The following is a 16,235-nucleotide window of genomic DNA, read 5'->3' as shown; positions in this document are numbered from 1 at the left end:
GCGCGCATCCCATGCCGACACCCTTCGAGCTTGCCGCCGCCATGTCATCGGCGGCGGTCGATACGGTCTATGGCGAGAGCTTCACCTTCATTGCGATGAAGGTTGGCGACGATGTCGACAGTCCACGCATCGAAGATACGACCCGGCCGCAGTTTACAGCGGTCGGCGCCTATATCGGCTCCGCCAAGGCGGTGCTGCCGCATGCCCGCGGCTCGATTCCGGACGACAATGCACGCCGCGTGGTGGCGTCAGAGCCGTACGTGTCGGTCGACAACGGCAACATGCTCTGGGTCGTGACGATCGGCGACCGCGCGACGCGTCTGAAAACCGGCGAGACCTTCGAGGTGTCACGGTCGATTTTCGACGGCGTAAAGCGCACCCGGATCCATCTGACGGCACGCAAAAGATGACCCTGGCGCGAACGGCATTGCGGCTCGCCACTGTGGCCGCTCTCAAAGGAGACGTCTCCGGTCGGCCCACCATCGCCGAAGGGCGGGTCTATGACAGCCGCTTTTCGGATTTCGCGCCGGAAACGTTTGCGGACGACGCCAAGCCCACGATCCTCGTGCTGACCGACAGCGACGAAGGTGAGGCGCTGTCCCGCCAGAATGGCGGACCGCCGTTCACGCGGCTGATCGACCTGGTGCTCGAGCTCGGCATCGTCCAGACGATCCAGGACGGCGACGATTTCGTTGTCGGATATCCCGACACCGACGCGCGTCACGAGGCCTCGCTCGACGCGCTCGAATATCAGATCATGCGACGGCTGGGTTACGATCCCGCGCCGCTCGCCGTCTTGTGGCGGTCGTTCGTTCGCCCGCGCAAGCATGATTGTCACCGGCAGGTTCTGGACGATAGCGGAGTCAAGATCGCCTGCCGCATCCTGACGCTGACCTGCGAAGTCAGTGACGATCAGGTGACCGTCTTCAATACGGACGGCGACGTGCCCTCCGGGCTCGATGCGCTTCCCGAGCCGCTCCGGCGTGTCGCCCAGGCGATGCCCGACGGTTCGAGCGGCGCCTCGATCGTCGCGGCGATCGCCGCCGCCATTGCCCCGCCGCTGTCGATTGGTCCGCTGGACGGCGTCGATATCACTGTGGCCAACGCCGATGGTATGGATGTCGCCGATATGCTGGATGTTTCAGTCGAGATCCGAAACGCCATCGACATGCCGCAGATCGTCGCGGCCTCCGGCGCGGTGACCCTGGATTACGCGAAGGGCACCTTTCAGAACCTGATCCTCGCAGCCAACGTCACCGGCCTTTCGGTCATCAACTGGCCGAAAAACGGCAAGACCGGACGATTGATTCTCAAGATCACGAACACCGGCGACTTCGCGCTTGGCGGCTGGCCGAATACGGAATGGGTCGGCGGCATCGCGCCGACGATCACGCAGGGCGCCGGCAAGAAGGACATCGTTGTTTTGACCACTGCGTCAGCGGGCGCGGAGGTGTTCGGCAACATCGTCGGTCAGGACTACCGCTAGACAAATCGAGGTGCATGCAATGGCCGCCTACACAAAATACAACACTTTCGTCGAAAAGCTTTGCAACAAGCTGATCGATGCATTTGGATCGACGGATACCTGGAAAGCCGTCATCCACACCGATGCGCCGGTTACGGCCACGGACAGCACGGTTTCGGACCTGACGCAGATCAGTGGCGCGAACGGCTATACGACCGGCGGCAACGATATCTCGTTCAGCTCCACGCGCTCGGGCGGAACGGTGACAGCAACGGCTACCGACGTGACCTGGACCGCGTCAGGAGGAAATCTCGGCAGCTCGACGACCGGCCGCTACGTGTCGATCTATGACGATACAGCGGCGTCTGACGATCTCCTGTGCAGCTTCGATTATGGCGCGACGTTCGCGGTTGCCGACGGTGAGACCTTCACGCTCGATTTCGGCGCATCGCTTTGGACGCTGACATGATCCCGCATTCCCTTTCGACCGTCTCGTTGTCGACCGGCAAGACGCCGGCGCAGCGCCGCAAGGAAATGGGGTGGGCCGGCCGGCATCCCGACTACGGCGAGGGCGCGGTACTGCCCGAAACCCAGGCCCCGGCGTGCCCGCGCGTGAGAGTGGCCGATCTGCCTGAAGGCTTTCTCAAGCAGAGCCATATCGACGCGCTCGAGCAGAACCAGATGATCCGGCATTGCTGCCGGCACCCTGAAAACCACGAGGTCGAGGCCCGAAAGAGTCACCCTGACGAGCCAGTGCCGGACATTTACCTGTTTCGCTGCGCGTGCGGGAAGATGCACCGCTTCTTCTGCGTCGGCATGGATGATACGCGTCCGATGTGGGACGCGGCATAAACGATGACAACCTGGAATCCGTCCGACAAATCAGCGGCCGTAACGCTCAGCAACGGCAATCTCACCGCCGCGATGGCTGCGAACACCAATCCCGGTGTTCGTGCGACCACGTCAAAGACGAGCGGAAAGCTTGCGTTCAGCGTCACCGGCTCGATGCTCGGCAATGCCGGTGCCTTCGGCCTCGGCATTTCGCTCGCCTCGGCGCCGCTGGACGGCAACGGAACAGGTTCGGTCTATGTCGGCTATGGGGATTACATCCCCGGCTGGTTCTGTATCCGGAACGGCATTAATGTAGGTTCGACCGATAACAGCTACGTCCCGAACAACAGTTCGGTGCTGACGATCTATCTCGATTTCGGATCGAGCCTGCTTTACGCGTCGTGTGACGGTCACAATATCCTCGGCACCAACGTCTCGGCCGGGACCGGCGGCATCAGCTTCTCGGCGATCGCCACTGGCGGCCTGTTTCCGCACCTGTCGGATCAATCGTTCAACACCGTCAGCCTGACCGGTACGGCGAACTTTGCCCCGACCGGGCTGCCGTCGGGGTGGATGGCCTGGGACGGCGCAGTTGGCAAAACTTTGGCCGCCGACGCTGGTTCCTTTACTCTCGCGGGTACCGCAACAAGCCTGAAGCGTGGTCGAAGGGTTGCGGCTGCTGCCGGATCTTATGCCGTTGCGGGCTCGGCGGTTATCTTAAAGAAGGGATATAAAACCGCAGCAAGCACGGGCAGCTATACACTCGCCGGCACGAATGCGACGCTCCGCAAAACATCCCGCATTGCTGCGCAGGCTGGTTCTTACGCGCTGACCGGAAGCAATGCGGCCCTGAAACATGGATGGAGGCTGATCGCCGGCTCTGGGGAATACGCGCTATCAGGATCGGATGTATCGGTTCATCGATTCTATGCTTTGGACGCAGGCGTCGCATCCTATACTCTGATTGGGAGCGATCCCGATTTTGGGCTGAGCCATGTGCTTAAGCCTGCTGACGCGTCATATTCGTTCACCGGCTCCGATGCCTCGCTGACGAAGCTGTCGAACCAGACGCTCGCGGCCGATATCGGATCGTACGATTTCAGCGGTTTTGATGTTCGGCTTCTGCGCGGCTGGTCGGCTGCGGCTGGCTCAGGCGCGTATGCTCTGACCGGTGTCGCCGCATCGCTCACACTGCTCCACAAAAAGACGCTGCTGCTCGGCGACGGTTCTTATTCGATGCCGGGCCACGCAGTCAGCCTGAGCCATGGCTGGATACTCGGTGCAGGCGCTGCGGCATACTCCGTTACGGGTGATACCGCTTCCTTCTCGCGGAGCCATCGGGTCGGAGTTGAGAGCTGCGGATATAATCTTTCCGGCACTGACGTCAGCATTATCGTCGCCGAGAGCAAACAAATCCGGGCCGACGCCGGATCGTACGATTTTGCCGTCTCACAAGCGCAATTGTTGCGGGCAGGAATACTGTTGGCATACGACGCCAATTATCGATTGGACGGGGTCGCAGCGATCATCGCGCATGACCGAAAATTGTCGACCGATGTTAGCGCTTACGAATTCTTTGGCGCTGACGCCTCTCTGGTTGAGAGGGCTCATTTCATTCGGAACGAGCCGGCCGCGCTTCTGATCTGACAAGGAACGCATCATGGTGATGATCTACGTCAAGCCCGCCGCCGGCGGCCGCGTCCGCATGCCCGAGCGCAGCTCCCGGGTGATGCCGCCCGAGGGCGCGTGGGTGCCGCGCGTCGATTATTACGAACGGCTGTTGATCTGTAGCGACGTCGCGATCTGCGATCCGCCGGCGCCATCGGAGCCGGAGGCGAAGAAGCCGGCGGCCGCAAAAGAGGAACTGCAGCAAGGGGGCCCTACGTGACGCCCGCCGGCGAAAAACTGCAAAGCCATCTCGATCAAGCCATCGCGGATCTGACCGCGCCACAGGAAGGTGTCACCATGCGCGGCATGCGGCGTCTCGCGAACCTGACCGAAACTCTGCAGAAATCGATCGACGCCAAGGCCGACGCCGTCGCCGACCGGATCGAAAAGGCGCATGCGCGCGGCGAGGCCGCGATCGGCCAGTTCGAAAATTACGCAGCCGAGGTCGAGAAGACCGCCGACGAGATCGAAGCCTCGCTGGGGCAGATCAGCAATCACCCTCCTTCATCGGAGGGCGGCGGCTCGGAGCCGCCGTCCGGCACCTAAACAGCAGACATTCACCGCACCTGTCGCCGCCGCCGCGATTCCGGATCGCCGCGGCGAACGCCGGCCCGTTCCGCAAAGGAGATGTGATCCATGGGCGTCCAGTTCGATTCGATCCCCGCGAACCTGCGGGTGCCGCTGTTCTATGCCGAGATCAATGCCGGCCAGTCGCCATATTCCGGCCCGAGCCGGCTGTTGCTGATCGGACAGAAACTTGCCGGCGGCACGGCGCCGTCGAACGCGCCGATCCGCCTTGACGGCAACGAGGAGGGCCTGATGGGCGCCGGCTCGATGCTGGCCGAAATGGCGGTCTGGGCACGGCAGAATCACCCTTTCGGCGAAATCTGGATGCTCCCGGTCGACGATCCGGCCGGCGTCGCCCAGACGTTCACCGTCACGGTCGCATCGGGCGTCGGCGGCAAGTCCGGCAGCGCGGTACTGTATATCTGCGGCGAGAGGCTCGAGGTCGCTGTCGCCACGACCGACGACAACGCCGCCGTTGCCGCCAACCTGGTCGCCGCGATCGGCGACGGTTACGTCAAGTTCGGCCGCGCGATGTCGTTTCCGGTCACGGCCGCGGCCGCATCGAACGTGATCACGCTGACGGCGCGGCACAAGGGTACGCTCGGGGCGAAGATCTCGATCGAGAAGGATCTGGTCGGCGACGAAGGGCCGCTGGCGCAATACCTCACCATCGCCGCCGGCACGGCGGGCACCGGCGTTCCCGCGCTCGGCACCGCGTTGGCGGCGCTCGGCGATCAGGAGTACGACTGGATCGCCGCGCCCTATGCCGACACAACCTCGCTGGACACGATCAAGGACTTCCTTGGCGCAACCTCCGGCCGCTGGTCGCCGATGCAGCAGATCTACGGCCATTACGTCACGGCGCTGTTCGACACCATGTCGAACCTCGCGGCGTTCGGTGCCGGCCGCAACGATCCCAACGTGTCGATCATGGGAGTGGCGAACTCGCCGTCGCCGCCATGGCGCTGGGCCGCCGCCGTCGGCGCGCGCATCGCCATGGACAAGAACCTCGGCGGCGAGGTCGACCAGGCCTACAAGATCAGCCTGCCGCTGCAGACCCTCGATCTCGTCGGCATCAGGCCGCCGAAGTCGCGAACCGACTGGTTCTCGATCCTGCAGCGCAACCAGCTTTATCAGGACGGCATCGCCGGCTTCCGCGTCCTGACCGACGGCACCGTGCTGATGGATCGCATCGTCACCACCTATCAGACCAATAGCTACGGCCAGCCCGATATCACCTGGCTCGACGTCGAGACCCGCGCGCAGATGGTCTATTTCGTGCGCTACAACCGCCAGCGCATCACCCAGGTGTTCGGCCGCAAGGCGCTCGCCGAGGACAATCCGACCAACAACCCCGCGATCGTGACGCCGAAGATCATCAAGGCGGAGTGCGTCCACATCTACAAGGAGCTCGAGGCCGGCGGACTCGTGGAGAACTCGCCGGCCTTCGCGCAGGCGCTCGTCGTCGAGCGGGCGACCGATCCGAACCGGGTCAATGCCTATCTCCCGGTCGACACCGTGAACCAGTTCCGGGTGTTCGCCGCCAACGCGACGACCTTCCTGCAGTACCCGGCCTGAATCCCGCGCGCCTCATGAGCGCGCGTTCACCCTTTTCACAAGCTCCAGCGAAGGACAACGATCATGCATACCCCTGGCGGCCGAGTTTCGACGGTCATTGGCGGCGTCCAGTATTCGTCGCGCGGCACGATCAAGCTGAATGTCTCCAGCATCAACGTCAACGTGGCGTCGAACGGTGATGGCACCAACTACCGCACCGTCACCGCCAAGCCGCGCACCGCCGAAATCAGCTTCGACAGGCTGGTGGACAACAATGGGACGCCGCTGAAATGGAATGAGACCGTCATGCTGATGACGAATCTCTCGGTGACGTTCTATGAGCAAGATACCGGAGCAACGCATCTGCTGACCAATGCCTGCTTTACCGGCGATCCCGGGCAGGACCTCGGCAGCGGTGAGGTCAGCGGCGTCGGCATCGCTGCCGATACCTATGAGACGATCTGATGCGCGAGACCATCGTCATTCCGCTTTCGAAGCCCTTGCGTGCGCACGGTGGCGAAAGCATCAAGCAGATCGTGCTTCGCGAGCCAACGTTCGACGAATATCTGGATGTGGGCGATCCCTACACGTTCGCGGCTTCGAACGAAGGGACACCGTTCGCCGTCGAAAATGCCGACGTCATCAAGCGGTACATCGACCTTTGCCTGGTTGAGCCAAAGGACAGCCTCTTGCTTAAACAGGCCGGCGCACGCGTTGCGCGGGAAGTCAAGGAGAAGCTGTTGGCTTTTTTCCGCCCCGGCGCGACGGAGGACGAGGCCTCAGGGACCTCGGCGACGAACTCGCCTTCGGCGGCGTCGGGCGAAACAGCTTCCACGACCTAGGGCGGCTTTCGCTGTCCGAAATCCTTTACTGGCACGGCCGGGCCACGGAATGGGCCCGGCGCGAGCGTCAGCGCCGACGAAAGTAGCCGAGCATGGCGAAGATCATCGAAGCCAAAGCAATCATCAGCGCCGAGGACAAGACCGGCGCCGTCTTCGACAAGATCGCGAAGAAGATCGACCAGATCGCCAAGACCGGCAAGGCCGCGGCGGCGGTCGATCAGATCTCGAAGGCGCTCGAGCGCGCCAAGACGCAGATGGCGGCGATCGACCGCTTCAACAATGCGCGCAGCGGCATTCCGGCGCTGCGGGCGCGTTTCAACGAGGCCGAGCAGGCGGTGGTTCGCGCCGCCCAGGCGATGAAGCGCGGTGAAGGTGACGCCGCGATGTTGGCCCGGACCTACGACCGCACTCAGGCTGCGGTCGCGTCGGCGTCCCGCGCGCTGGAGCGTCAGCAGAGCACGGCGCTGGCGAACAAGCGGGCCCTTGAGCAGATGGGGGTCGATGTCCAGCGGGCCGCGACGCATCAGGCTCGTTTGCGGGCGGAGGTTGAGAAAACCAATGCGGTTGTGGATCGCCATGCACGCGCTCTGGAACGGCGGGAGGGACGTCGCGCGGCCATGGGCTACATCGCCGGCGCGGCGGGCATAATGGCGGGGCATGAATTGAAGCGCGGCACCCGCGAGGTTCTTTCCACATACCGGGAGTTTGACAAGGAGCGTCGCTTCGGGAAGGCCGTCATGGGCATTTCCAATGACGCCCAGGCACCGCTTGTTGCGCAGGCCATTCATTTGGGCGCGACCACGAAGTTTAATGACATTCAGGTGCTGGAGTCGCAGCGGGAGCTCGCCGCCCGCGGCTTGAAACGCGATCAGGTGATGGGTTTGATCGCGCCCGCCGCCAGCCTGGGCATGGCGCTGGATCAGCAGCTTCCCGAAGCCGTTCGCGGAATGGAAGCTGCGATATTCGGCTTTAAGAAGGACATGACATCGTTGGCGGCCGCGACGGCATCGGCGCGCCAAACGGCCGATTATCAGGTTAAGGCAGCGAAGATCAGCGGCATGACGCCGGAGGATCTGCGCCAGTTGTACAAGTTCGGCGCAACGCCCGCCCGCATGGTTGGATTGAGCGAGGCGTCGTTGCTTGGTTTCGGCGGCATCCTGAAGAAGGCGAACATTGGCGGCGATGAAGCCGGCGTTGCATTTCGCGCGCTGGTTTCGACGCTCCAGTCGCCGACCGCAGGGGCAAAAACCGCTCTGCTCGCCAATGGCCTCAACTTCCGTAACTATCAGCGAACGAAGGATCATCTCGAGGTCGATCCCTTTGTCGCCGATGTCGCTGCTCGGTACGGCGTCAATCTCAATAACAAGACACGGGCAGGCCTCGCCGGCATTTTTGCGGATAAGGACATGATCGCCGATCCGGCGAAGTTCGCGCCGGCGGTGACGGCTCTGCTCCGGGGAACACTCGGCGGCCGCGACGCGAAGAGCCTGAAAAGCATTGCTGGCGCCGCTAATCGTTATCGGGACAGTTCCGTTAATTCGATCGATGCGAACGCCTTCCTGCGGGACTTGCTCACCGTGTTGCCCGGCAATCTGCCGCTGGCGAACAAGTTGTTCGGGTCCAAACAGGGAGGCCGCATCGCGACCGCTCTGGCAGATGGTGCAACCCTGCGGCACATCATCGGTGAGATTGAAAACGGGTCGGAAGGGTATGCCGACAAGATCGCCCAAGAGCGGATGGCCGGATTCGACGGTGCGGTCAGCCGGTTCGAGGGTGCGGTCAAGAACCTCGAAACGGCGGTAGGCCGGTCTTTCGACAATGATGGCAAGGGTGGAATGCTGACCGGCGCCGCCGATTGGGTCGCGCGTGCCATCCAGCGGGCTGCGGAAGCGAATCCGAAGCTGATTGCAGGCAGTGCGGTGGCTGCTGGCGTTGGAGGCGCCGCCGCCACCTTATACGGCGGGTATGCGCTGGTTCGGTCTCTGGCCGGTGGCTTCGGTCTTTCCGCATCAGCAGTCGCGCTGGACGGTGCGGCCGCGGCCCTGACGGCCGCAGCGGGCGTAATGGGCGGAAAAGGGATCGCCGGCGATCTCGCCGGCAAAGTCGGTGCCGGGAAAACCGCGGCTGCCGCAGCGGGCGGCAGCGTCTTCTCGAAGGCCTGGGGCGCCGGCGCGCTGGCGTTGCCGTACCTCGGGCCCGCCGCGGTCGGCGCCGGCGCGTATTTCGGCGCTGAATATCTCAACGATGCATCCGGCATCACGCGGGAGAGCACGCGCGAGCGACACCGGCGACAGGCCGCGAAGTACAACTGGTACGGAAAGTATATCGGGGACCATGATGCCAGTTTGCTTGGCCCTGAAAAGGGGACGACACCTGTATCCGGCGATGTTCATGGTCAGGCTGAAGTCACCGTTAAACTCGATGGCGGTTCCTTTATTCAGTCTGTCGCGCGAGCGGTGATGAAGCTCACCGGCACAATCAGCAGCAACGGTCCCGGCTCCGCCGGCCTGTCCTCGCCCGACGCTGGAGCAGCATCGGCCGGACTCGCGGGACCTTAAAGCATGGCGACGATCGCGCGCGACTGGCTGAAGACGCTGTGGGCCGCCAGCTTCAAGGGAGTCCCGTTCAAGGTCGAGCGGGATGCGGAAGGTGCGGGACGGCGCATTCGCGTCCATGAATTTCCGATGCGGGACGATCCGTATCTCGAGGACCTCGGCGAGGCCAGGCGCGACTTCGACGTGCTGGCCTACGTGGCCTCCGACAGCGCCGACAGTGACGCTGCGGCGCTGATCGCAGTGTGCGCCGCGCGCGGAGCCGGGGTGCTGGTGCTGCCGTCGCATGGCCCGGTCACGGTGCGATGCCTGACCGCCGACCGCCGCCGGGACAAGGATCGCCACGGCTATATCGCCATCGGCATGCGGATGGTGCGCGAGGGCTTCGCCAGCGCGCTCGCCTCAAGCGCGATGCTGGCGAACCTGACCTTCGCGGCGGCGGATACGGCCGCCGTCGCGGCGGGCGTCGCCTTCTCGTCGTCGGTCAAGGTCGCGGCGCAGCCCGGCTTCGTCGCCGCCGCGGCCGTCAGCGCCGTGCAGGACGACCTGGCGGCGCTGGAAGCGGTGCGGACCACGGAACAAGTCGACCCGCCAGCCAGCGCGGCCCAGCGCAACGCGATCCAGGCGGCGTTCGACGCCGCGCCGGAGGCGATCGCGTCCGATCCCGCTGTGGTCGCGCAGACGATCGTGACCATCGCGCGCGCGCTCGGCGACGCGATGCGGCCGGCGGACGCCGTGCGCGCTTTCGACGGCCTGTCGCAGGACGCTCCCGTGACGCGTCCGCAGGGCCGCACGGCGTCGGCCCTGACCGCATCCGGCAACATTGCCGCCGCCGACCTGACGCTGCGGATCGCGGCGCTGACGGCGTATTGCGAAGCGATCGTCCGGACGCCGCTGGCGGACCGTCCGTCGGCGATCACGCTGCGCGCAAACGTGGCGGACTATATCGAGGCCGAACTCGACAGGCTGACAAGCGATCAGATCGACCTGTACCGCGCCATGACGGCGCTGCGCGATGCGACGATCGACTTCCTGTCGCGCGCCATTCTCGATCTCGCGCCCGTCGTGACGGTCGAAGCCAACCTCTCGATGCCCTCGCTGTTCTGGGCGTGGCGGCTCTATGCCGACCCGTCACGGTCGTCGGAACTGGTCGGACGCAATCGCGTGGTTCACCCGTCGTTCATGCCCGCAACGTTCGAAGCGCTGGCGCAGTAAGGAAGCCGTCACCCGTGGCTCAGGAAACGATCTCGATCGCGATCGGGGGCGAACGCTATACGGCGTTCGAGCGGGTGACCGTGACGGCGGCGATGAACAAGGCCGCCAGGACCTTCAGCCTGACGGTTGCGGCGGAGATCGGAGCCTCGGCGACGAACGCGCTGTTCGCGGCCGGCGTCGAACTGGAGATCTACGCCAATGCCGACCTGCTGCTGTCCGGCTTCGTCGACGGCAAGCAGCCGAAGCTGGCGGCCGAGGATGCGACCATCGAGGTCAGCGGCCGCTCGAGTTCGGGCGACCTGATCGACAGCAGCGCCGATCACCGGACCGGGCGGTTCGAGAACAAGACGCCGCTGGAGATCGGCAACGAGTTGTCGTCCGACTTCGACAAGACCGGATTCGTCTCCGACCAGCAGCTCGACAGGATCGAGCAGTACCAGCTCACGCCGGGCGAAAGCGTATTCCGGTGCGTCGAGAAGATGTGTCGCCAGCAGGGCATGACCCTGACGGGAACGGCGGACGGGCGGATCAACATCACCAAGGCCGGTGCATTGCGTCAGGGCGGAGGGCTGATCGAAGGGCAGAACATTCTCGAAGGCACGTCGCATCACAATGCGGCGAACCGGCACTCGACCTACAAGGTGCGCGGGCAGCGGCCGTTCGATCATGGCGAGGAGAACCTCGAGATCGAGGAAACCGCCGATGATGATGCGGTGAAGCGCCATCGTCCGCTGATCGTGGTCGAGGATGAAGACACCACGAAAGACCGGGCCAGAAAGCGGGCGAAGAACCGGCGCGATCGCGCCGCCGGCAACGCGCTGAAGGCGACGATCAGGGTGCAGGGCTTCCACGATGAAACGGGTCAGCTTTGGACCCCGGGAAACATGGTCTGGACCGAAAGCCCGTTTCTCGACATCGCCCAGGACATGCTGATCGAGCAGGTCGAATACGAGCAGAGCGGGGAGGGCAGCATCGCCACGCTGTCGCTGACCGATCCGCGGGCCTATGGCGGGACGGGAGCCGGCGGCGGCAAGGGCAACCGGTCCGGCGGCGAATGGGAGATCGGCGACTGATGTCCTTCCTGAGTTTGGAGCATGACGACGCGATGCGCTCGAAGGCGCGGCGCGCGCGTGTCGTGACGATCGACGACAGCGGCACCCAGCAGAAGGCCGACCTTCGCGGTCTGGCCTCCGACCGGCCGCAGAAGATCGTGCGGATCCTGCCGCATGGCTATTCGTCGAATCCGCCGCAGGACAGCGAAGGCGTTCTGCTGGCGCTGGGCGGACGCTCCGACCGGCTGATGTTCATCGGCGGCGAGCACAAGGATTATCGGCCGAAGAACCTCAAGAGCGGCCAGTCTGTTCTCTATGACGACAAGGGCAACGTGGTGTTCTCGAAAGGCAGCGACGGGCTTTCGGTGAATGCCAGGACCGGTGTGGTGGAAATCCGGTCGCAGGACAACAAGGTCACCGTCAAGCCCGGCACCGGCCAGAACGTCTATCTCGGCGGTGACGGGGCCGACGGCGCGTATGCGAAGGTCATGACCGAATCCGGGGCATCGCTCAACGTCTATGCGAGGATATCCTGATGGCGTCGCTGCGGGTGAGGATCGGCGAGGGCGATACAGCCCAGCCGATCCTGCTGTGGGACAGCATCTGGCAGCCGCAACATGGTTTCGCCGATTGGGCGCTGGCCGATCCGGACGAGCCGCAGAACCAGGGCGGACTTCGCGCCAAGGCGGCGCTGCACACGTCCGTTATCCAGTTGCTGTTCACCGACAAGCGGATCGCCGACGATCATCCTCTTCAATATCTGGTCGCGAACGGCGATCCGCGCGGGTGGTGGGGCGACGGCGTGGACGTTCGCGGCGATCTTCATGAAACCGATCTTGGTTCGCTGCTGTGGGTTTTCGAGCGCTCGATCCTGACCGAGGATATCCGGCGATGGGTGGAAGCGATCGCGCTCGATGCGCTGGCGCCCCTGATCAAGCAGCTCGCGGCGGTCCGGATCGAGGCGAAGGCGAGCGCCGAGTTCGCTCTCAACCGGCTCGACCTCGCGATCCAGATCTACGGACGCGACGGCAGACAGGTCTACGACAATCGATTTGAGGACATCTGGAAGCAGACGGCCTGAGGCCGCGGCTTTCCCGATTTCCCGAAAATTCAACAGGGGTTTCGATGTACGCGCTGCCTTCTCTTGCCGACCTGGCAACGAAGGCCCGACAGGCATTCCGCGCCAACCTGAAGGGCTCGGACGCCTGGCTGTGGCCGAACAACGTCTATGCCAGCGCGAAGGTCATCGCCGGCATGACGTTCGAGGTTTTTGGCTTCGCTTCATACATCTCGCGACAGATTTTTGCGCATACGGCGCCCGATCTGGAAAGCCTTCAGCTTCACGGGGCGGAATTCGGCATCCCGCAGAAGCCGGCCGCGCCGGCCGCCGGAAAGGTCGATTTCGCCGCGACCGACGCCGTCGCTGTCGATGCCGGCGCCCTGCTGCGCCGCGCAGACGGCATCGAATACATCGTGCAGGCCGGAGGCTCGATCGCGACCGCGGGAACGCTGACGCTGAACGTGATCGCCGCCGTCGATGGTCTGGCAACCAATGCCGAAGGCGGAACATCACTCGAAATCGTCTCCGGCGTCACCGGCCCGGCGCTGGCTGCCGTGAATGCAGCCGGCATCACGCTCGGCGTCGACGTGGAAGACATTGAAAGCTACCGCGCCCGTATCCTGTTCCGGAAGCGCAACCCGCCGCACGGCGGCGCTGCGTCCGATTATGTGATGTGGGCCCAGCAGGTCGCCGGCGTCACGCGCGTCTATGTGGAGCGGCTTTGGAATGGTCCGGGGACGGTTCGCGTGTTCGTCCTGATGGACGACCTGTTCCCGGATGGAATCCCGGACGCGGCGAGCGTCCAGCGCGTCGCCGACTACATCGAAACGGTGCGGCCCGCCGGCGCTCTCGTCACGATCGCCGCGCCCGTCGCCGTCCCCGTCGATACCGTCATCGCCGGGCTCTCGCCGGATACCGCCGCAGTCAGGAGTGCCGTCGTTGCAGAACTGAAGGACGCGTTCTTTCGCAAGTCGCGGGTGGCGGGCAATGACAGCGCCTTCGACAGCATGCCCTACCTGGCGTCGCCGACATCGTTTTCGCGGTCGTGGATCTGGCAGGCCGTCGCCAATGCAAGCGGCGAGGAGCGCCACGGCATCTCATTGCCGGCCGGGGACGTCGCGCTGGTCGCCGGGCAGATCGCGACCCTTGGCGCCGTCAATTTTGCTTGAGGCCAATGCAAGATGAAATGCCCGACACCTCACGAAGTCCTGGCGGCCGCGCTCGCGTTGCTTCCGCGCGGCCGCGCCTGGCAGACCCATGAAAGCGGTCCGCGGCCGGGAGCGGACATCGGATTTTCACCGAAAGCATTCGACAACGCAGCGTTTTCGACGGCGTACGAAGCGCCGAGCATTCTGCGCCGGTATTGGGCCGCGGTTTCCGACGTTTTCTATTTCCTGAACCAGCGGCTCTGTGCGCTTCGCCTCGAGTTTTGGTGCGCCTCCCAGAGCGAGACGCGGGATCAATGGATGGCCGAATACGGCTTGCCGGATGCCTGCGATCCGTTTCCCGACCTCTGCGCCAAGGTCGCCGCGATCGGCGGCACGCGTTGCGACTATTACGCCGCGATCGCCGCGCGCATGGGCTGGTCGATCGAGTGCTCGGAATCCGTGGTGAAGTGCGGCTCGCGCATGAACAGCCGCGCCGGTCGCGCCCGCGCCGGCGCGATCCGCAATCTGGCTCAGCTCAAGGTGATCGTTCACCTCAATTCCTCGCCGGCCTTCACCGGCGGCCGGTCCCTGCCGTCGATCGCCGGGCGCATGCGCGCCGGACGCCGTCAATCGTGTGGGCCGAACATCCTGCCGCTGATGTGCCTGATGTCGCGGATCGTGCACGCCGAAATCCAGATCGTTTACGAGGGACACAATGACTAACGTTGACCTTTTCGGCCCCGCTTCGGCCTCGGGCGCCGTCCTCATCCGCCCCGGCGAAACCCGCTCGTTCGGCACGGTCGATACATGGCATAACGACTGTAGCAGTCCGAGCATCGATGACGGCACCCAGTTCAATGCCGCCTGGTTCAATTCGATCCTGGCCAATGTCCGCGCGATCGCGCGCGGCAACGGGCAGACCGCGGGCGGCGCGGATATCGTCGCGCAGGACAATGCCGCCGACGATTTGTTGTGGCGTGCGTGCCAGCACCTCTATCAGCGCGCGCAGCCGGCCTGGTCGGCCGACACGAGTTCTACCGTCAACCAGTTGATCGTCGCGCTGTCGCCGGCGCCGCCCGAGCTCAAGGCCGGCATGCGCATTCGCGTCAAGATCGCAAACGCCAATACCGGAGCGACGACGGTCGTCGTGAACGGCAACGCGCCGGTATCGGCAAAAACCGTCGCCGGGCAGGATCTTCAGAAGGGAATGCTAATTGCCGGCCAGATTGCCGAATTCGTTTTTGATGGCACGAATCTCCAGCTCGTGTCGACGCTTTCCGAAAAGGTTGTTTTCACGCCGTATTGCACGGTCGCCGTCGGCGCGATCGCATCGGTGCCTCGAGGGGCCTGGACCACGCACGGCCTTTCGGCCGGAACCGCCGCCAACATGGCGCCGACGGTGGGGGCGAATTCATTCAGCCTCCCGGACGGATTCTACATGTTCAACGTGAGCGGCGCGACGCGCGTCAACAGCGTGATCAACGCAACGAACATCGCTCACCAGATCAGGCTGACGCAAAACGGTACGCAGGTCGACGGCGGAGTCGACTTCGAGGCCGATTATCTGCTCGCCGGCCAAGATCTGACGACGTACCGCAACCTCGTGTGTTTCGCGAGCGTCATGGCGGCAGACACCTTTCAAGTGCAGTCGTGGGTCGGCACCACGTTGAGCGGCGATTTCAATGGCGGCAACGCGCTCGCCGGAACGTTGACGGCGGTGCGCATCGGCAATTAAGCCGCCCGCTGTTCCTTCATAACCATTCGAAAAGAGCAAAGACAATGAAATCGATTGCAATGGATGTCGATACGGTTTCGCTGGTGATGGGCGAGCTGTCTCGCGAGGATGTCAGTGTCCTGAATTACGACGGCGCCAATCTCAACGGCCCAGACCTTGCGATCGATCGCGTCTCGGCGCTCGATCTTGCCAGCCTGCGCAAGGAAAGTCTTTTGGCCTATGCCGCTGCCAGGCGGTATGCCGTCGAGACCGCGAGCGTGGTCATGAACGGGGTAAGCATCGCGACCGACCGGCAGTCGCAGGCGATGCTGTCGGCGGCGTATAACATGGCGCAAGCCGACGCGGATTTCTCGACGATGTGGAAGGGCTCCGATGGCAGTTTTGCAGCCTTGTCGGCCGCGCAGATCATCGCGATCGCGCAAGCCGTCGGCGCATTCGTCGCCTCGTGTTTTGCAGCCGAGGCCGCAGCCGTCGTCAAGATCAACGCCGGCACCATCACCACCAAGGCCGAGATCGACGCCGCGATCGTGGCTCAATAAGGGG

Annotated in this window: 19 protein-coding genes; all 19 read left to right on the top strand. The window is 64.0% G+C overall.

All coding sequences use genetic code 11. From position 1 onward, the window contains the following. The first annotated feature begins 11 nt into the window (after nucleotides 1-11). Nucleotides 12-410: a hypothetical protein gene (locus tag ACS3WA_RS08435; RefSeq protein WP_438278085.1), complete on the top strand. Its 399-nt coding sequence runs from the start codon at nucleotides 12-14 to the stop codon at nucleotides 408-410. Continuing rightward, complete coding sequence (locus tag ACS3WA_RS08430) at nucleotides 407-1,486, top strand: hypothetical protein (protein ID WP_438278084.1); 1,080 nt, start codon at nucleotides 407-409, stop codon at nucleotides 1,484-1,486. Before ACS3WA_RS08435 ends, ACS3WA_RS08430 begins: the two co-directional genes overlap by 4 nt. Nucleotides 1,487-1,505: 19 nt before the next feature. Then, the gene (locus tag ACS3WA_RS08425) at nucleotides 1,506-1,934 is read left to right on the top strand and encodes a hypothetical protein (protein ID WP_438278083.1); all 429 of its coding nucleotides are present in this window, start codon (nucleotides 1,506-1,508) and stop codon (nucleotides 1,932-1,934) included. Next, nucleotides 1,931-2,317: a hypothetical protein gene (locus ACS3WA_RS08420; protein WP_438278082.1), complete on the top strand. Its 387-nt coding sequence runs from the start codon at nucleotides 1,931-1,933 to the stop codon at nucleotides 2,315-2,317. The genes ACS3WA_RS08425 and ACS3WA_RS08420 overlap by 4 nt, the downstream gene beginning before the upstream one ends. A gap of 3 nt (nucleotides 2,318-2,320) precedes the next feature. Beyond that, on the top strand, nucleotides 2,321-3,943 hold the full coding sequence (locus tag ACS3WA_RS08415) for a hypothetical protein (protein WP_438278081.1): 1,623 nt from the start codon (nucleotides 2,321-2,323) through the stop codon (nucleotides 3,941-3,943). A gap of 13 nt (nucleotides 3,944-3,956) precedes the next feature. Then, the gene (locus ACS3WA_RS08410) at nucleotides 3,957-4,184 is read left to right on the top strand and encodes a DUF2635 domain-containing protein (protein ID WP_438278080.1); all 228 of its coding nucleotides are present in this window, start codon (nucleotides 3,957-3,959) and stop codon (nucleotides 4,182-4,184) included. Continuing rightward, a complete protein-coding gene (locus tag ACS3WA_RS08405; protein ID WP_438278079.1) occupies nucleotides 4,181-4,510 on the top strand; it encodes a hypothetical protein in 330 nt (109 codons plus the stop codon). Before ACS3WA_RS08410 ends, ACS3WA_RS08405 begins: the two co-directional genes overlap by 4 nt. A gap of 90 nt (nucleotides 4,511-4,600) precedes the next feature. Then, the gene (locus tag ACS3WA_RS08400; RefSeq protein ID WP_438278078.1) at nucleotides 4,601-6,109 is read left to right on the top strand and encodes a phage tail sheath subtilisin-like domain-containing protein; all 1,509 of its coding nucleotides are present in this window, start codon (nucleotides 4,601-4,603) and stop codon (nucleotides 6,107-6,109) included. A 63-nt stretch (nucleotides 6,110-6,172) separates the two neighbouring features. Beyond that, nucleotides 6,173-6,553, top strand: a complete 381-nt coding sequence (locus tag ACS3WA_RS08395) for a phage tail tube protein (protein WP_438278077.1) — start codon at nucleotides 6,173-6,175, stop codon at nucleotides 6,551-6,553. Next, nucleotides 6,553-6,930, top strand: a complete 378-nt coding sequence (locus tag ACS3WA_RS08390; protein WP_438278076.1) for a hypothetical protein — start codon at nucleotides 6,553-6,555, stop codon at nucleotides 6,928-6,930. Before ACS3WA_RS08395 ends, ACS3WA_RS08390 begins: the two co-directional genes overlap by 1 nt. 254 nt (nucleotides 6,931-7,184) lie before the next feature. Continuing rightward, nucleotides 7,185-9,488: a phage tail tape measure protein gene (locus ACS3WA_RS08385; RefSeq protein WP_438278075.1), complete on the top strand. Its 2,304-nt coding sequence runs from the start codon at nucleotides 7,185-7,187 to the stop codon at nucleotides 9,486-9,488. Nucleotides 9,489-9,491: 3 nt separating this feature from the next. Beyond that, entirely contained in the window at nucleotides 9,492-10,697 is a 1,206-nt protein-coding gene (locus tag ACS3WA_RS08380; RefSeq protein ID WP_438278074.1) for a DNA circularization N-terminal domain-containing protein, read from the top strand. Between the two features lie 14 nt (nucleotides 10,698-10,711). Next, nucleotides 10,712-11,770 carry a phage baseplate assembly protein gene (locus ACS3WA_RS08375; RefSeq protein ID WP_438278073.1) on the top strand — a complete coding sequence of 353 codons (1,059 nt, stop codon included), beginning with the start codon at nucleotides 10,712-10,714 and terminating at the stop codon, nucleotides 11,768-11,770. Beyond that, the gene (locus tag ACS3WA_RS08370; RefSeq protein WP_438278072.1) at nucleotides 11,770-12,285 is read left to right on the top strand and encodes a phage baseplate assembly protein domain-containing protein; all 516 of its coding nucleotides are present in this window, start codon (nucleotides 11,770-11,772) and stop codon (nucleotides 12,283-12,285) included. Before ACS3WA_RS08375 ends, ACS3WA_RS08370 begins: the two co-directional genes overlap by 1 nt. Further along, nucleotides 12,285-12,830: a phage GP46 family protein gene (locus ACS3WA_RS08365; RefSeq protein WP_438278071.1), complete on the top strand. Its 546-nt coding sequence runs from the start codon at nucleotides 12,285-12,287 to the stop codon at nucleotides 12,828-12,830. The genes ACS3WA_RS08370 and ACS3WA_RS08365 overlap by 1 nt, the downstream gene beginning before the upstream one ends. A gap of 44 nt (nucleotides 12,831-12,874) precedes the next feature. Beyond that, nucleotides 12,875-13,978: a baseplate J/gp47 family protein gene (locus ACS3WA_RS08360; protein ID WP_438278070.1), complete on the top strand. Its 1,104-nt coding sequence runs from the start codon at nucleotides 12,875-12,877 to the stop codon at nucleotides 13,976-13,978. A gap of 12 nt (nucleotides 13,979-13,990) precedes the next feature. Then, nucleotides 13,991-14,680: a hypothetical protein gene (locus tag ACS3WA_RS08355; RefSeq protein WP_438278069.1), complete on the top strand. Its 690-nt coding sequence runs from the start codon at nucleotides 13,991-13,993 to the stop codon at nucleotides 14,678-14,680. After that, on the top strand, nucleotides 14,673-15,692 hold the full coding sequence (locus ACS3WA_RS08350; RefSeq protein ID WP_438278068.1) for a hypothetical protein: 1,020 nt from the start codon (nucleotides 14,673-14,675) through the stop codon (nucleotides 15,690-15,692). Before ACS3WA_RS08355 ends, ACS3WA_RS08350 begins: the two co-directional genes overlap by 8 nt. Before the next feature lie 44 nt (nucleotides 15,693-15,736). Continuing rightward, nucleotides 15,737-16,231: a DUF4376 domain-containing protein gene (locus ACS3WA_RS08345; RefSeq protein ID WP_438278067.1), complete on the top strand. Its 495-nt coding sequence runs from the start codon at nucleotides 15,737-15,739 to the stop codon at nucleotides 16,229-16,231. Nucleotides 16,232-16,235 lie beyond the last annotated feature (4 nt).

The organism is Nitrobacter sp., from assembly GCF_051535235.1.
In the GTDB taxonomy this organism is placed as follows: Bacteria; Pseudomonadota; Alphaproteobacteria; order Rhizobiales; family Xanthobacteraceae; genus Nitrobacter.
Note: the sequence above shows the minus strand (reverse complement) of the source record. Positions and strands in the feature narration are given on the sequence as shown.

What these genes read in the sequence shown, in the direction of transcription:
- ACS3WA_RS08435 (WP_438278085.1), top strand. Translation starts at nt 12, where the DNA reads ATGCCGACACCCTTCGAGCTTGCCGCCGCCATGTCATCGGCGGCGGTC.
- ACS3WA_RS08430 (WP_438278084.1), top strand. Translation starts at nt 407, where the DNA reads ATGACCCTGGCGCGAACGGCATTGCGGCTCGCCACTGTGGCCGCTCTC.
- ACS3WA_RS08425 (WP_438278083.1), top strand. Translation starts at nt 1,506, where the DNA reads ATGGCCGCCTACACAAAATACAACACTTTCGTCGAAAAGCTTTGCAAC.
- ACS3WA_RS08420 (WP_438278082.1), top strand. Translation starts at nt 1,931, where the DNA reads ATGATCCCGCATTCCCTTTCGACCGTCTCGTTGTCGACCGGCAAGACG.
- ACS3WA_RS08415 (WP_438278081.1), top strand. Translation starts at nt 2,321, where the DNA reads ATGACAACCTGGAATCCGTCCGACAAATCAGCGGCCGTAACGCTCAGC.
- ACS3WA_RS08410 (WP_438278080.1), top strand. Translation starts at nt 3,957, where the DNA reads ATGGTGATGATCTACGTCAAGCCCGCCGCCGGCGGCCGCGTCCGCATG.
- ACS3WA_RS08400 (WP_438278078.1), top strand. Translation starts at nt 4,601, where the DNA reads ATGGGCGTCCAGTTCGATTCGATCCCCGCGAACCTGCGGGTGCCGCTG.
- ACS3WA_RS08395 (WP_438278077.1), top strand. Translation starts at nt 6,173, where the DNA reads ATGCATACCCCTGGCGGCCGAGTTTCGACGGTCATTGGCGGCGTCCAG.
- ACS3WA_RS08390 (WP_438278076.1), top strand. Translation starts at nt 6,553, where the DNA reads ATGCGCGAGACCATCGTCATTCCGCTTTCGAAGCCCTTGCGTGCGCAC.
- ACS3WA_RS08385 (WP_438278075.1), top strand. Translation starts at nt 7,185, where the DNA reads ATGGCGGCGATCGACCGCTTCAACAATGCGCGCAGCGGCATTCCGGCG.
- ACS3WA_RS08380 (WP_438278074.1), top strand. Translation starts at nt 9,492, where the DNA reads ATGGCGACGATCGCGCGCGACTGGCTGAAGACGCTGTGGGCCGCCAGC.
- ACS3WA_RS08370 (WP_438278072.1), top strand. Translation starts at nt 11,770, where the DNA reads ATGTCCTTCCTGAGTTTGGAGCATGACGACGCGATGCGCTCGAAGGCG.
- ACS3WA_RS08365 (WP_438278071.1), top strand. Translation starts at nt 12,285, where the DNA reads ATGGCGTCGCTGCGGGTGAGGATCGGCGAGGGCGATACAGCCCAGCCG.
- ACS3WA_RS08360 (WP_438278070.1), top strand. Translation starts at nt 12,875, where the DNA reads ATGTACGCGCTGCCTTCTCTTGCCGACCTGGCAACGAAGGCCCGACAG.
- ACS3WA_RS08355 (WP_438278069.1), top strand. Translation starts at nt 13,991, where the DNA reads ATGAAATGCCCGACACCTCACGAAGTCCTGGCGGCCGCGCTCGCGTTG.
- ACS3WA_RS08350 (WP_438278068.1), top strand. Translation starts at nt 14,673, where the DNA reads ATGACTAACGTTGACCTTTTCGGCCCCGCTTCGGCCTCGGGCGCCGTC.
- ACS3WA_RS08345 (WP_438278067.1), top strand. Translation starts at nt 15,737, where the DNA reads ATGAAATCGATTGCAATGGATGTCGATACGGTTTCGCTGGTGATGGGC.